This is a genomic window from Microbulbifer mangrovi, assembly GCF_002009015.1.
GTDB lineage: Bacteria > Pseudomonadota > Gammaproteobacteria > Pseudomonadales > Cellvibrionaceae > Microbulbifer > Microbulbifer mangrovi.
Map to the genome: position 1 here is coordinate 26,485 of NZ_LZDE01000343.1, position 15,357 is coordinate 41,841.

Here is a 15,357-nt window from a genome sequence, read left to right on the forward strand (position 1 = left end):
CTCCAGAATAAGTTTTGTGGGAGAAGAATATGTCCGCCCTTTACCGGCGAATCCCCTTCGTTATCAATAGCCTGGCAGCCGCCACTCTGGCGCTGACCCTGGCCGGGTGCCAGACTCCGAGCACCGAGCCCGGCGCGCAGGTCCCGGCCAACACCGGCAACCCTGCCGTAGCGGACCGCCAGAATGCCATCCGCCTGTTGAATAGCGCCAACCAGTTGCCATCCCCGGAAAAAGACCGGGCACAGCTGCAGGCGGCCGCCATTCTATACACTCTGGGCGATAACGCGACGGTCCGCCAAGCTGCCGGCACCATCGATGCAGAGCAGCTGACAGACACCGAGTACGCCAAGTACGCCCATGTGTACGGTAGCGCCCTGGCTGCAGACGACGAGTTTTTCGCCGCGCTTGACCTGGTAAGCGCTCCGCGCCTCGAGCAAGCCTGGTTCCAGATCCCCGCCGATACAGCCCTGCCGCTGCGCAATCTGCGCGCCGACCTGTGGAGCCTGATGGGCGATATCGACAGCGGCATCGCAGAGCGCCAGCGCATTGCCCCTCTGGCCCTGGACGACGAAGCCATTGCCGCCAATAACGATGGATTCTGGCAATTGCTTACCCAGCTACCCTCCAGTGAACTCAAGCAGCGTGCCGCAGAGAGCCTGGACTCCAAAATGCGCGCCTGGTACCAGCTCGCCCTGCTTGGACGCGATACCCAGGCAGATATCAGCACCCAGCTGACCGCGCTCAGCCGCTGGCGCCAGCAATGGCCATCCCACACCGCCGTCTCCCACCCGCCCCAGGCGCTGCAGCTACTGGAACGCCTGGCGTCCCAGCGCGCGCAGAATGTCGCCCTGTTGCTGCCTCTCTCCGGTCCCCTGGGAAGCGCGGGACGCGCGATTCGCGACGGCTTTATGGCAGCCTACTACAGCGCCCTGGATGCCGGCGCCCCGACACCCCAGGTGCGGGTTTACGACACCGGCACCAGCCAGCAGTTTGAGGAAATCTACCAGACCGCCGTTAACAACGGCGCTCAAGCGGTAATCGGACCGCTGGACAAGAACAAGGTCGCCAATCTGCTGGCCACCGAAACCCTGCCGGTGCCGACCCTGGCACTGAACTATGGCGATCAGGGGCGACTGACTGACGACCTGGTACAGTTCGGGCTTGCCATCGAAGACGAAGCCCGTCAGGTGGCGCGACAGGCTTATCGACAGGGGCATCGCCAAGCGATGATCCTGGCCCCGGAATCCAGCTGGGGGCAGCGCGGCCTGGAGGCATTTACCGAAGAGTGGAACCGACTCGGCGGCACCGTCAGCGAGAGCCGCAACTATCGCGACAATACCAACTTTTCCCAGCTGGTCAGTGACTCCCTGCTGATCTCCGAGAGCAAGGAGCGCGAGCGGGAGCTGCGCAGCAAACTGGCAGCTCCACTGAAATTCACACCGCGTCGTCGCGGCGATGTGGATATGCTGTTCGTGCTCGCACAACCCCAGCAGGCACGACAGATCAAACCGATGCTGTCGTTTTTCTACGCCGGCGAGTTGCCCGTGTTCTCCACTTCGCAGATTTTCGCCGGCAACGTCGACCGTCAGCGCGATCGCGACATCAACGGCGTGCGCTTTACCGCACTGCCATGGCTGTTTGAAGATGACAACAAGACCAAGCAGAACATTGTCAAACAGGCGGCACCGGCACCCGCATTTGCTCGTCTCTACGCCCTGGGTGCAGACGCATTCCGCCTGTATCCGCGCCTGCCCATCCTGCGTCAATTCCCGCAGCAACAGGTATATGGCCTCACTGGCGCACTCAGCCTGAGCGCGGATGGCCGTATCGTGCGCGAGCAGATCTGGACCAAGATCGAGAAGGGAGCACCTGTGCCAATTACTACCGGTGAAACCGGTGTAATCGCCACGGATAGCAGTGCGAGCATCGATTAAACACAACTTACATTCATCCATAGAAAGGGAATTCCATGGATACCACCAGTATTGGCAACCACATGGAGGCCGTCGCCGAGCGACATATCACCGGTGCCGGCCTGCGTGTTGTGGAGCGCAACTTCCGCGGCCGTTTCGGGGAGATTGACCTTATCGCGCGCGACGGCAATACGCTGGTTTTTGTTGAGGTCCGCTATCGGCGCAACCGCAACTTTGGCGGTGCCGGCGTTTCGGTGGATTTCCGCAAACAGCGTAAATTGCTGGCCACCGCCAATGGTTATCTGCAATATCGTAAAATTGACTGCCCCTGCCGGTTTGATGTCATCACCATCGAGCGGGGCGAACGAAACGAATCCCTGAATATCGATTGGATTCAAAACGCCTTCGGGCAATAGGCTCATCCAGATGGAAACCACAGAGTAAATGGAACAGAGAGTTGTAACGCTGTTTCACCACAGCATTGAAGCAACAATGAATGCCGGTGAACTTTTGGCACCGCTGATTGCCGAAGCCAGCGAAATGATCGTGCACACACTGCTGGCAGAAAACAAACTCCTGATCTGTGGCAACGGTCTCAGCGGTGCCTTGGCGCAAAGCTTTTCCGCACAATTGATGGGTGGCTTCGAGCGCGAACGCCCCGGGCTTCCTGCGCTAGCGCTGAACGGGGACGCCATCACCACCGGTACGGTAGCGCGCAATCACGGTCGCGCAGAGTCCTACGCTCGCCAGATCAGGGCGCTGGGGCAGCCGGGAGATCTGCTGGTGATCATCAGTACTCACGGCAGCGATTCCAATCTGGTTCAGGCAGTGCGCGCCGCACACGACCGGGATATGGGCGTGCTCGCGCTCACCGGCGGCGAGACAGACGGCGACTGCACCGCCCTGCTGGATGTGCACGATATCGAACTGCGTGTACCGTCACCGGTCGCATCCGAGGTACACCAGGTCCACCTGCTAACCCTGTTCTGTCTGTGCGATCTTATCGACAGCAGCCTGTTTGGCGGATATGAGGAATGATCCATGCAATTGAATACAGGTAAACCATCTTTGACCCCATTAAAGCTGACCATTGCTGCCTGCGCCCTTTCCCTCGTGAGTGGTTGCGCAACGGTACTCGACGCCACCCACGACGGCCCCATTCAACCGGACCCGGGCGAGCGCACTTTCGGCACCTATATCGATGACCAACAGCTGGAAACCATCACCAAGGTCAATATCGGCAAGGCGCACCCGCAGTTGAAGGTGGCAAATATCGACGTAACCAGTTTCAACGGGGTAGTACTGCTCACCGGCCAGGTGTCCAGTAACGAACTGCGCAACCTGGCGGGTGGCACCGCACAGCAGGTGCACTCTGTACGTCAGGTCTACAATGAAATCCAGGTACGCGGCACCACGTCCGTGCTCGCCCGCACCAGCGATACCTGGCTGACCACAAAAGTAAAAAGTGTGTTGATGACCGACAAGGAAATCGACAGCGGCCGCATCAAAGTGATCACCGAAAATGGCGTGGTGTACCTGATGGGACTGCTCACTCGCCACGAAGCGGAAAATGCCGCAGAAAAGGCACGCACCGTGGGCGGTGTGCAGAAAGTAGTGAAGGCTGTGGAATATATCGACTGATATTCCAGATAGTTCGCGCAATAAAAAACGGAGGCCTGAGCCTCCGTTTTTTATTGCGCAAATGATGCGGATAAGCAGCCCGTAAAACCGGGCTGCTATCCAAACCGGCTTACGGGCGCTCCACAGCTACCGCTGTTGCCTCACCACCGCCGATACAAAGGCTCGCTACGCCGCGTTTCAGGTCGCGATTTTCCAGTGCAGCAAGCAGGGTCACGATGACCCGCGCACCGCTGGCGCCGAGCGGATGGCCGAGCGCACAGGCACCGCCATTGACGTTGACCTTGTCCCGCGGCAGATCCAGCTCTTTCATTGCCGCCATGGTGACCACGGCGAAAGCTTCGTTGATCTCGAAAAGATCCACATCTGCGGCGCTCCAGCCAGCTTTCTCCAGCAGGTTGGCCATCGCCGACACCGGTGCTGTGGTAAACCACTCCGGCTCGTGGGCGAACTGGCTCTGCCCTTTCAATACCGCCAGAATACGGATGCCGCGCGCCTTCGCTTCGCTCTCGCGCATCAGTACCAGCGCCGCTGCCCCGTCGGAAATCGAGCTGGCATTGGCCGCAGTAACGGTACCATCCTTGCGGAAAGCCGGACGCAGTTGCGGAATTTTGTCAGGACGGGCGCTACCGGGCCCTTCGTCCACGGACACTTCCACCTCGCCCTTGCGGGAACAGACGGTAACCGGCGTAATTTCGCGCTCGAAAGCACCGCTCTCGATAGCCGCATTGGCGCGCGCCAGTGACTCCAGCGCGAACGCATCCTGCTCCTCGCGGGTAAATGTGTATTTGTCGGCGGTACACTCGGCAAAGTTGCCCATCAGCTGACCGTCATAGGCGTTTTCCAGGCCATCGGTAAACATGTGATCGAGTACTTCACCGTGTCCCAAACGCATACCGGCACGTGCCTTGGGCAGTAGGTAGGGCGCATTGCTCATGCTCTCCATACCGCCAGCAACGACAACTTTCGCGTCTCCTGAGAGCAGTGCGTTGCGGGCCATCATGACGGTTTTCATGCCCGAACCGCACACCTTGTTGACGGTGGTGGTCGGGGTGCCCTCGGGGATACCTGCCCCCAGGGAAGCCTGGCGCGCCGGAGCCTGGCCGAGGCCGGCCGGCAGCACACAACCCATCAATACCTCATCCACATCGGCAGCCGCCACACCGGCGTCCGCGAGCGCGCCGCGGATGGCAACCGCGCCCAGCTCGGGGGCACTCAGACCCGACAGTGCGCCCTGCATCGCGCCCATGGGTGTGCGGGATATTCCTACAATGACCACGGGGTCTGTAACTTGCTCGCTCATGCTGTAATCACTCCAGATTTAACGGCAAACGCCACAAAAAGCTGACCAGCATTGCGGCGACTCGTATTTTCGCGGCAGATTATACCCCATCCCGGGGGGGCTTCGCCTATCCACCTTTCGTTGTATTGTCCATGGTAGTATCAGGCGCAAATTAGGGATAAACCGATCCCCCCGACAAGACTGACCTTTGACAACAGGAAGACTGCACCCATGGAAGTTTCAACCATCGTCTGGCTGGTAATTCTGGCTGCGCTGGCGTTTTACATCATCAGCATTTACAACAAGCTTGTATCCCTCAAGAACCGCTATGAAAACGCGTTTGCCCAGATCGAGGTGCAACTCAAGCGTCGCTACGACCTGATCCCTAACCTGGTGGAATCTGCCAAGGCCTACCTAAAGCACGAGCGGGAGACCCTGGAAGCAGTGATCAGTGCGCGTAACTCGGCGCTGGCCGGCCTGAAAGCCGCCGCCAGTAACCCGGGCTCCGCCGCGGCCATGGCAGACCTCGGCAACGCCGAGGGGGTTCTGGCCAACGCCCTGGGTCGACTGAACGTGGTCATGGAGGCCTATCCGGATCTGAAGGCCAACCAGACCGTTCAGCAAGTAATGGAAGAACTGACCAGCACAGAGAACAAGGTGTCCTTTGCGCGCCAGGCATTCAACGACGGGGTGACCGCATACAACACCTTCCGCCAGAGCTTCCCCCCGGTCTTCTTTGCCGGCTTCTTCGGCCACCGTGAGAACGGCAAGCTGCTGGAATTTGCCGATTCTGAAGTCTTCCAGGCTGCCCCCAAAGTCCAATTCTGACGCGCTGCCATGAACTTTTTTGAATATCAGGACAAAGCCCGGCGCAATTCCACCCTGCTGGTCGCGCTGTTCGCGGCGGCAGTGCTCGGTCTGATCGCCATTACCACCCTGTTTATTGCCGTGCTGACCCACTACTCCCGAGGACAGGGCTCGGCCGCTTCTGTCGGCGCCATGTTGGGCAACCTGGGATGGCACACGGTGGCCGGCATTGCGGTGACCATCGCCGCGATTATTGCCGTGGCGACGGCGTTCCGCCTGCGTCAATTAGCGGCCGGAGGGCGCGCAGTGGCGGAATCCCTGGGGGGAAAGAAGATCAATATTTCCCCCTCAGGCCTCGCGGAACAGCGCGCCCTGAATGTGGTGGAAGAGATGGCGCTCGCATCCGGGACCCCGGTGCCGGATGTCTACATCATCGAAGACGACGCAATCAACGCGTTTGCCGCCGGCTACAAGCCCGCCGATGCCGTGGTCGGACTCACCCGCGGCTGTATTGAACAACTCAACCGGGACGAGTTGCAGGGTGTTGTGGCCCACGAGTTCAGTCATATCTTCAATGGCGACATGCGCCTCAACTTACGCATTGTCGGCCTGCTGCACGGCATCCTGATCATCGGCTTGCTGGGCAGCTGGCTGCTGCGCGGCAGCTACTGGAGCGGCGGACGCGATAATCGGGGGCGCGCGGCCGCCTTGGGCATCGGCGCTGGACTGGTGGTGATCGGGTACACCGGCACCTTTTTCGGCAACCTGATCAAGTCGGCAGTGAGCCGCCAGCGGGAATATCTGGCGGATGCCTCGGCCGTGCAATTCACCCGCAGCAATCAGGGAATCGCCGGTGCGCTGAAAAAAATTGGCAACTACACAGCGGGCTCCAACCTGCACGCCGCAAACGCCAGCGAATTCAGCCACATGTATTTCGCGAGTAGCCTGAAACACTCACTACTTGGGATGTTCGCCACGCACCCGCCACTGGCTGCACGTATCAGCAGACTGGACCCCGGCTGGCAGGGCTGGAGTGCACAGGTACAAGGATCGCAACCGGCTTCGGATCTTACCGAAGCGGCGCGCCCCACCGCTGGCGAGCAGGTATCGCAGCTGCACGAGGCAATACAGGCTCCCCCGATGACCGCGCCTGCCGACACCGGCAATCCGTATCAGGCCCAGTTAGGCCAGGTACTGGAAACCGTCGACAACAATATTGCCTCCCCGTCCGCAGGGCATATGGCCCTGGGACGCGAGCTGCTGTCCCGGGTTCCGGCGGACCTCAAAGCCGCAGCCCATGATCCGTTTGTCGCCCGCGCCCTGGTATACGGCCTGTTGATAGCGCCGGAACAGCAGGCACTACAGCGCGACATCCTGGCCAGCGCAGCGCACCCGGCTGTACTGCGGGAATACACCAAAATTGGACCGGCGCTCAAACAGCTGCCCGTGGATTGCCGACTGCCACTGCTCGACCTGTGCATACCGGCACTCAAGGCACTGGCGCCCCAGCAGTACCAGATCTTCAAACGCAACGTGATCAAGCTGTTGCGTGCGGATGGCAAGATAGAAATCTGGGAATGGGCGCTCTACCGGGTACTGATGCACGGCCTGGAGGGCGCACCGGATTTTCAGCGCAAAGCCGGTAACGGTAGCGCCAAGAGCATCAGCGACGCGCATAGATTTCTCCTGGCCACCATGGCCCACGCGGGTCACGAGGCCTATCTGGATGCCCGCCGCGCCTACGACGCGGGGCAGACACATCTGGGGTTATCGCCCACCACCCTGCCCGCTCGCAGTGACATCACCCTGCAGAGACTGGACAAGGCACTGGCGATCGCCTCGGGTACCGCGCCGCTGAAAAAGCCCGCATTTCTCAAATCCCTCGCCGTAACCCTGGCCCACGACGGTGTGGTTGAAGGCACAGAGGTGGAATTACTTCGGGCAATTGCAGACTGCCTCGATTGCCCCATGCCACCGGTCGCCCTGAACGGCATCACCACCGCCACTGCGCCGACGGCAGATACAACCGCTGCCTGAGCAGCCCCAACCGCAAGATTTGAATTAGTGAAACGCAAGAAGCCGGCGTTAAGCCGGCTTCTTCATGTCTGCGGAAATCTTGATTCTGTCCGCTAGGTGTAGAGATGCTGGTAAACAGGACCAACACCCATGGTCCAAATGATAACTGAGCAAATCATAATGGTGACCAGCCCCACCAGCCCGATGGTAAGCACGGCACTTGCGTACAGAAAAGCACGCTCTTTACTCATATTCATCAGGATCGGTATACCCTCGTACAAAAGGTAAACCGAGTAGATTCCCGCAAGCCCCATCACAGTCACCACCAGCCACAGATGGGGATAGAGCATTACGATCCCCGCCAGCAGCACCGGCGTGGTAATGAAAACCGCCAACGCGGTGCCCTCGTAATGCCGCGTGGGCTCATCGCCCTCGACCCCGTAGGCCTTGGCCATCCAGTTTATAAACTCGCCCACCAGGTAGATCCCGACCAGCAGCGCGATGTAGGTAATCACCGCAAGGCTACCCCCACTGGCAGGGGTGAGCTTGGATACATGGCCGCCGAGCTCGAACCCGACCTGGGTAACGCCGATATACCCCGCAATACAGGGAATCAGCGCCAGAATCGGCACATGGCTGAAGAATACTTGTAGAAACGAGTGCTTATCGGCGCGAATCGCCTGCCACTCTTTGTCCGGGTTGGTAAAAATGCCGATGGTATGGCTTAGTAATCTCACGCGAGTCTCTCCTACGCACTGCTTGATTGCAGTATCGGAAGACCACCGCCAATTCACCAATCGATAACAGGAATAAGGCGTCAACTTTTACGCCAGCAAGCACCGAAGTAGAGCAGGAAAAGAGTTCCGCGACGGGAATCTGCGGGCGCAGACAAAACTCGAGGGCCGAGACAGTGCAAACCCCGGCACTGACCGGGGCGCACAGCCACTGACGGGTAGCGTTACTTGACCACCCGCAGAGAGGGCTTTTTGGATGGCTTTTTGAGCGTGGTTGGCGGGGTCGGCTCCGGCGGTTCCGGCGTTTCTTCCGGTTCGAATACCATACCCTGCCCGTTTTCCCGGGCATAGATGCCAACTACCGCCCCTACCGGCACCTGGATGTCGGTAGGTACACCGCCGAAGCGCGCGTTGAAGCGGATAGCATAGTTGTCCATGGTCAGTCCCATCACCGCGGTTTCAGAGACATTCAGGACAATCTGCCCATCTTCATTCACGTGCTGCTGGGGAACCAGCACACCGTTCATATGGGTGTCCACCAACAGGTACGGGGTGCACTTGTTGTCGGTAATCCACTCATAGAACGCCCGCAACAGATAGGGGCGATTCGGGGTCATCGGCGGCTTATTCAATCAGCACCTCAAGAGCGCATTTCGCGCTCAAATTCGGTCAGACTCTGCTGGAATGCTTCCCGTGCGAACAGGCGATCCATGTAGTCCAACAGCGGCTTGGCCTGTTTGGTCTTGGGCAGCGCGATTTCCAGCTGGTCCAGACGCCACAACAGGGGGGCCATACAGCAGTCCACCAGCGAGAACTCCTCGTTAAAGAAGTACGGCAGGTCGGTAAACATCGGCGCAATGCCCACCAGGCTGTCGCGAAGCTCTTTGCGAGCGGCAGCCACATCTTTGCCGCCGGCGAGGATCTTGTCTACCAGCGGACACCAGTCGCGCTCGATACGATGCATGATCTGACGGCTCTGCGCACGAGCTACCGGGTAAACCGGCAGTAGCGGCGGATGCGGGAAGCGCTCGTCCAGATACTCCATCATCACCTTGGTTTCGAACAGCACCAGATCGCGATCCACCAGGGTGGGCAGAGAGTTGTACGGGTTGAGGTCTGCGAGCTCCGACGGCTTGTCGTCTGGATCTACATCAATGATATCAACGGAAACACCTTTCTCCGCCAGGACGATACGCACCCGGTGGCTAAAGTGACAACGACCATCGGAAAAGAAGGTCATGGAGGAGCGCTTGTTAGTGGGCACACCCATTGTGGAACTACCTCAATCTACCGGCCGGTGTTAATCCGACCTTTTTCAAAACGGAAACCGGGCGGCTGGGCTGAACCGGAAAACCGGCCGCCCACCACCCGGAAAAACTGCTGGCTATCGCTTAGTGGTGAATATCTTTCCAGTATTCGCGATTCAGCAGCCAGGCAAAGATAAAGAACACCAGAATGAACGCCAGCACATAGAAGCCGATACGTTTGCGGGATTCCGCCATAGGTTCCGCAACGTATTCCATGAAGTTCACCAGGTCGTACACCGCCTGATCGTACTCCACGTCGTCCATGGAGCCCTTCACCTTGTTGACCTTCAGGCTACCGCAGTTGGCATCCATGATCGGGTTACCCAACTCATCGCGCACCACCTTGCCGTGATCGCGCTTGGGACCGGGTGCACATTCAGGCAGACCCTGGAGCTCCATCAGCACGTGCGGCATGCCCACATTGGGAAACACCTTGTTGTTCACCCCGGTCGGACGGCTTTCGTCCTTGTAGAAGCTTCGCAGGTAAGTGTAAAGCCATTCAGGAGAGCGTGCGCGTGCAACCAGGGTCAGGTCCGGGGGCGCGGCACCAAACCACACCTTGGAGTCATCCGGGCGCATGGAGATTTCCATCAGGTCGCCGATTTTGTCGTCGCCCAGCACCAGATTCTGCAGCATCAACTCATTCGGGATATCCAGATCGGTAGCGACACGCTCCCAGCGGGAGAAGTTCGCACTGTGACAACCCATGCAGTAGTTGACGAAATACTTGGCGCCGCGCTGCAGGGAGGGTTTGTCAGCCAGATCGATGTTGATGTGGTCCAACTCAACAGAGCTCTCCGCACCTACCGCCTTGATCGGCACAAACGCCAGCAGCGCAACAGTGATAAAGCCACCCACCAACAGAATGAAGGACTTGCTGCCAGACGGACTGGTAACACGAGCCGGCTCCGGATGCACTGCATCGCGGTTGGTCAGCCACGGAAGTACCGCGAAGAAGACTGCAAACAACAGCGATACTGCGCAGACAAACAGGCTCGCTTTCCAGTTGACCAGGGCCATCCACAGGAACATGAAGGCGAAGGCACCGCTGACGATCCAGGACGCCAACCCTTTACGGGTGGTCGGATTGGTCCAGATCGGCATGGTTACAAAGAACGCGAAGTAGAACAGGGTCGCTACCTGCGCCAGGAAATTACGTCCGGGGGTCGGAGACTTCACACCCAGATAGCCCAGGATGATGAACACCGCGGCAAACACCAGCAGCAGGACTTTCGGCAGAATACCCTTGTAGCGGATGGACCTTACCGGGCTCTTGTCGAGCCAGGGCAATACAAACAGGACCGCAATGGCCGCACCCATGGCCACCAGGCCGAGGAACTTGGCAGTCAGCGGACCGATGTCCATGGTCACTGCACGCAGCACAGCGTAGAACGGCGTGAAGTACCATACCGGGGCAATGTGTTCCGGCGTCTTCAGCGGGTTCGCCTCTTCAAAGTTGGCGTATTCGAGGAAGAAACCGCCCATTTCCGGGAAGAAGAACACCACCACACAGAATGCGAACAGGAATACCGCAATACCAACCAGGTCGTGCACGGTGTAGTACGGATGGAAGGCAACGCCGTCCAGCGGCACGCCGTTTTCATCTTTGTTCTTTTTAATCTCGATGCCGTCCGGGTTGTTGGAACCCACTTCGTGCAGCGCCAGGATGTGCAGCACAACCAGCAGCACCAGTACCAGCGGCAGCGCAATCACGTGCAAAGAGAAGAAGCGTGTCAGGGTAATACCGGAGATCAGGTAGTCACCGCGAATCCACTGCACCAGGTCTTCACCGATACCGGGAATAGCGCCAAACAGGGATACGATCACCTGTGCCCCCCAGTAGGACATCTGGCCCCACGGCAGCACGTACCCCATGAAGGCTTCCGCCATCAGGACCAGATAGATACACATGCCGAAGATCCACACCAGCTCACGCGGCGGCTTGTAAGAGCCGTACATCAGGCCGCGGAACATATGCAGGTAGACCACCACGAAAAACGCCGAGGCGCCGGTGGAGTGCAGGTAGCGGATAATCCACCCCATTTCGACATCACGCATGATGTATTCAACGGAGGCGAAGGCCCCTTCCGCGGAAGGGTTGTAGCTCATGACCAGCCAGATACCGGTCAGCAGCTGGTTCACCAGTACCAGCATCGACAGTACGCCGAAGAAGTACCAGAGGTTGAAGTTCTTGGGCGCGTAATACTTGCCCATGTGGGTATCCCACGCGCGGTAGATCGGCAGGCGCTGATCGACCCAATCACCCAATGCGGTTAACCAGTTCATACGGCGCCCTCCTGATCCACACCAATTACGATGACGTCGTCACTTTCATAGGAGTACGGCGGTACATCCAGGTTGGTCGGCGCAGGAACGCCCTTGTACACACGGCCGGCCAAATCGTATTTGGAACCGTGACAGGGGCAGAAGAAACCGCCCATCCACTCGCTGCCACCGAGGTCTGCAGCACCCACTTCCGGGCGGTACATCGGTGCGCAACCCAGGTGGGTACAGAGACCGACCAGAACCAGAGTCTGGGCCTTGATGGCACGATTTTCAGGATCGACGTAAGCAGGCTGATTGGATTCAGCTGACTGGGGATCGCGCAGCAGCGGATCCACTTTGACGAGGTTATCCAGGGACTCCTGGGTCCGGCGCACCACGTACACCGGCTTGCCGCGCCACTCGACGGTGACCATCTGGCCCGGCTCCAGTTTGCTGATATTGTATTTGACTGGCGCGCCGGCGGCTTTTGCCTTGGCGCTCGGATTCCAGGAGGCGACAAAAGGTACAGCGACCCCAACCGCGCCAGCACCACCTACAACTGAGGTGGCAGCGGTCAGAAATCTGCGACGCCCCACATTTACACCGTCATCACTCATGACGTAGTTCTCCCATCACAGCGCCCCGCATAACCTGCATCAACGCAAGCCCGAGGCTGACTGGCCCAAACCCAAAAATTCCGGAAACCTTCTGCGATAAATCTGTCTGGCCAGCATGTGCGGTGACTCAGGGTAACCCGCAAATGGCAGCGACGGTGCAGCCCCAACGGTTCAATACCAGAGAGAACAGAGCACCCGCACAGCGGCAATCGAGCTACCACTGCAAATCAGAGACTTAAATCAGAAACTCCCCTACAACTGGCCCGCTCGCTTGACCATAGAACAAAGTAGCCAAACCCCAAGTGCAAGCGGATAGAAATTCGCGCAATGTTAAAGAAAATGCCAAACCTATACAAGGCGAAACCGGAAGGGAACACCGGCAACCTCGCGGCGAACTGGCGGCATTTTAAACAAACAAGACCTGCAGCACAGTGCGCGGAAAGCCCTGCAGGCAAAAAAAAGCCCGGCATTTGCCGGGCCCAAAAATAAAGTAATTCTCGCTTAACGCTTGGAGAATTGCGGCTTCTTACGCGCTTTGCGCAGACCGACTTTCTTACGTTCAACAGCACGCGCATCGCGAGTCACGTAACCGGCTGCACGCAGCGGCTGACGCAGGGACTCATCGTACTGCATCAGAGCGCGGGTCAGGCCGTGACGGATAGCACCCGCCTGACCGAAGGAACCGCCGCCCTTCACAGTAACATTGATGTCAAATTTTTCGACCATATCGACCATTTCCAGCGGCTGACGCACGATCATGCGCGCCACTTCGCGGCCGAAGTATTCGTCCAGGGTACGACCGTTTACGCTGATTTTGCCTTCACCCTGCTGAATGAATACACGAGCAGTGGAGGTCTTGCGACGGCCGGTACCGTAATATTGAGTTGTTGCCATGAGAATGCTTTCCGTTTAGATCGACAGTTCAATCGGCTGCTGCGCCGCATGAGGATGTTCGCTACCCTTGTACACCTTCAGTTTCTTGAACATGGCGCGACCCAGAGGGCCTTTCGGGAGCATGCCTTTAACCGCACTTTGGATAGTGCGCTCAGGCGCCTTGTCGATCAGCTTCTCAAAGCTGATGGATTTCAGACCACCAGGGTAGCCGGAGTGGCTGTGGTAGATCTTGTCTTTGGCCTTGTTGCCGGTCACGCGGACCTTCTCGGCGTTGATCACAACGATGTAATCGCCGGTGTCCACGTGGGGCGTGTATTCAGGCTTGTGCTTGCCGCGCAGGCGGTGAGCGATCTCGGCGGAAATACGGCCGAGAGTCTTATCCGCAGCGTCAACAATGTACCAGTCGCGAGTTACCGCTTCCGGCTTGGCACTGTAAGTCTTCATGTTATAAAACACCTGTATGTGGCCCCGGAAATGGAGCCGTCCCACGAAAAGAGCGCGAATACTACATAAGCGCTCAGGGCATTTCAAGCCCAAATTTGACCATTATGTGACCAGCGGGAACCGTCAACTCCCGGAGCCCGCTCCACCCTATTCCGGACGGTGGGGCCGCGCCAGATACTCTCGCGACTGCATTTCCTGCAAGCGGCTGATGGTTCGATCAAACTCGAAGCGCAGCTGCCTCCCTCCATATAGGGACTCGATCGGCTCCGCTGCAGACACCACAAGTTTGACGCAGCGGTCATAGAACTCGTCGATCAGATTGATAAAACGGCGCGCCTGACTCTCCATGCGCCCATCCATTTGTGGAACGTTGGCCAGTAGCACTGTGTGAAACTCGCGCGCCAGCTCGATGTAATCATTCTGGGAGCGCGGACCGTCGCACAGTTCGGTGAACTCGAACCAGGCGACGTCGTCGGCAACCCGGTTGGCGACAATCGGACGCCCTTCGATATCCAGCGAAACCCGCTCCCGCACTTCACAACCCTCCACCATCAGACTGGCAAAGGATCGCTTCAGGCTCTCATCAGCCTCTTTGTCCAGCGGGGCGTGGTAGAGCTCCGCCATTTCCAGCGCCCGCAAGCGGTAATCGACCCCGTTGTCCACATTGACAACTTTGGTGTGTTCCAGCAGCAGATCGATGGCCGGCAGGAAGCGGGCACGCTGCAAGCCATCCTTATATAGACCTTCGGGAATAATATTGGAGGTAGCCACCAGGGTAACGCCGCGGTCGAACAGCGCCTGCAACAGATTGGCGAGAATCATTGCATCGGTAATATCGGACACAAAGAACTCATCGAAACACAGCACCCGCGCGCGCTCGGCGATCCGATCCGCAACTTTGTCCAGCGGGTTCTTTTCCCCCGCCAGGGATTTCAGCTGGCGATGGACATCGCGCATAAATCGATGGAAATGCGTGCGCTGCTTGCGCGCAAACGGCAGCGCCTCAAAAAAAGCATCCATCAGGTAGGTTTTGCCGCGCCCCACTCCACCCCAGAAATACAGCCCCTTCTCCGGACGACTGTCGCGTTTCCACAAACGGCGCAGGCGACCGACTACGCCGCTACTCGCCCCCTGAACTGTCAGCAGGCGCTCATACAGATCCTGCAATTCTTCCACTGCCGCGCGCTGAGCCGGGTCCTCGACAAAATCCGGCCGCTGCAGGTCGCGCTGGTAACGCTCCATGGGCGTCAGGTGCGCAGGCTCGTACGGGTGCTGTTCCGTGACCATTTATTCATTCAAACCGTTCGTAGAAACTGGCAACATTGCCGGAAAGGAGGCGGGGTCTCATAACCCCGAAGCCGCTTGAAAGGCCAGATACCGGCCCGATGGCGCGCACTTTACCAAATCCGTCGCGCGTTGGCACAAACCCAAACCGGGCGC

General features: G+C 58.6%; 15 protein-coding genes. 6 read left to right on the forward strand and 9 right to left on the reverse strand.

Annotated features, from left to right (window positions below):
- The first annotated feature begins 29 nt into the window (after positions 1-29).
- Genes B4U49_RS16480 through B4U49_RS16495 form a run of 4 tightly spaced genes read left to right on the forward strand, consistent with a single transcriptional unit; the run spans position 30 to position 3,554 of the window.
- A complete protein-coding gene (locus B4U49_RS16480; protein ID WP_078085701.1) occupies positions 30-1,934 on the forward strand; it encodes a penicillin-binding protein activator in 1,905 nt (634 codons plus the stop codon).
- Positions 1,935-1,969: 35 nt separating this feature from the next.
- Positions 1,970-2,329: a YraN family protein gene (locus tag B4U49_RS16485; protein ID WP_078085702.1), complete on the forward strand. Its 360-nt coding sequence runs from the start codon at positions 1,970-1,972 to the stop codon at positions 2,327-2,329.
- A gap of 28 nt (positions 2,330-2,357) precedes the next feature.
- On the forward strand, positions 2,358-2,951 hold the full coding sequence (locus tag B4U49_RS16490; RefSeq protein WP_078085703.1) for an SIS domain-containing protein: 594 nt from the start codon (positions 2,358-2,360) through the stop codon (positions 2,949-2,951).
- A gap of 3 nt (positions 2,952-2,954) precedes the next feature.
- A complete protein-coding gene (locus tag B4U49_RS16495; RefSeq protein ID WP_078085704.1) occupies positions 2,955-3,554 on the forward strand; it encodes a BON domain-containing protein in 600 nt (199 codons plus the stop codon).
- Positions 3,555-3,663: 109 nt separating this feature from the next.
- Here the strand turns inward: B4U49_RS16495 and B4U49_RS16500 are convergent, their stop codons facing one another.
- Positions 3,664-4,854, reverse strand: coding sequence for an acetyl-CoA C-acyltransferase (locus tag B4U49_RS16500; protein ID WP_078085705.1), 1,191 nt, complete (start codon positions 4,852-4,854; stop codon positions 3,664-3,666).
- Positions 4,855-5,064: 210 nt separating this feature from the next.
- Between B4U49_RS16500 and B4U49_RS16505 the strand changes: the two genes are divergently transcribed.
- On the forward strand, positions 5,065-5,661 hold the full coding sequence (locus tag B4U49_RS16505) for a LemA family protein (protein WP_078085706.1): 597 nt from the start codon (positions 5,065-5,067) through the stop codon (positions 5,659-5,661).
- 9 nt (positions 5,662-5,670) lie between these two features.
- Positions 5,671-7,677: a M48 family metallopeptidase gene (locus tag B4U49_RS16510; RefSeq protein ID WP_078085707.1), complete on the forward strand. Its 2,007-nt coding sequence runs from the start codon at positions 5,671-5,673 to the stop codon at positions 7,675-7,677.
- Positions 7,678-7,769: 92 nt separating this feature from the next.
- On the opposite strand, the gene B4U49_RS16515 is transcribed toward B4U49_RS16510, so the two are convergent.
- The 8 genes from B4U49_RS16515 to zapE all read right to left on the reverse strand — a co-directional run bounded on the left by B4U49_RS16515 (position 7,770) and on the right by zapE (position 15,204).
- Positions 7,770-8,393: a Yip1 family protein gene (locus B4U49_RS16515; protein ID WP_078085708.1), complete on the reverse strand. Its 624-nt coding sequence runs from the start codon at positions 8,391-8,393 to the stop codon at positions 7,770-7,772.
- A gap of 221 nt (positions 8,394-8,614) precedes the next feature.
- Complete coding sequence (locus B4U49_RS16520) at positions 8,615-9,007, reverse strand: ClpXP protease specificity-enhancing factor (RefSeq protein WP_078085709.1); 393 nt, start codon at positions 9,005-9,007, stop codon at positions 8,615-8,617.
- Between the two features lie 23 nt (positions 9,008-9,030).
- Positions 9,031-9,660 (reverse strand): glutathione S-transferase N-terminal domain-containing protein, encoded by a 630-nt coding sequence (locus tag B4U49_RS16525; RefSeq protein WP_078085710.1) that lies wholly within the window; start codon positions 9,658-9,660, stop codon positions 9,031-9,033.
- A 121-nt stretch (positions 9,661-9,781) separates the two neighbouring features.
- Positions 9,782-11,983, reverse strand: a complete 2,202-nt coding sequence (locus tag B4U49_RS16530; protein ID WP_078085711.1) for a ubiquinol-cytochrome c reductase — start codon at positions 11,981-11,983, stop codon at positions 9,782-9,784.
- Positions 11,980-12,579 carry a ubiquinol-cytochrome c reductase iron-sulfur subunit gene (petA, locus tag B4U49_RS16535; protein ID WP_078085712.1) on the reverse strand — a complete coding sequence of 200 codons (600 nt, stop codon included), beginning with the start codon at positions 12,577-12,579 and terminating at the stop codon, positions 11,980-11,982. Before petA ends, B4U49_RS16530 begins: the two co-directional genes overlap by 4 nt.
- 501 nt (positions 12,580-13,080) lie before the next feature.
- Positions 13,081-13,473, reverse strand: coding sequence for a 30S ribosomal protein S9 (rpsI, locus tag B4U49_RS16540; RefSeq protein WP_078085713.1), 393 nt, complete (start codon positions 13,471-13,473; stop codon positions 13,081-13,083).
- A gap of 15 nt (positions 13,474-13,488) precedes the next feature.
- Positions 13,489-13,917 carry a 50S ribosomal protein L13 gene (gene rplM, locus B4U49_RS16545; protein ID WP_010132512.1) on the reverse strand — a complete coding sequence of 143 codons (429 nt, stop codon included), beginning with the start codon at positions 13,915-13,917 and terminating at the stop codon, positions 13,489-13,491.
- A gap of 147 nt (positions 13,918-14,064) precedes the next feature.
- Positions 14,065-15,204 carry a cell division protein ZapE gene (gene zapE / locus B4U49_RS16550; protein ID WP_239692678.1) on the reverse strand — a complete coding sequence of 380 codons (1,140 nt, stop codon included), beginning with the start codon at positions 15,202-15,204 and terminating at the stop codon, positions 14,065-14,067.
- Between the last annotated feature and the right edge of the window lie 153 nt (positions 15,205-15,357).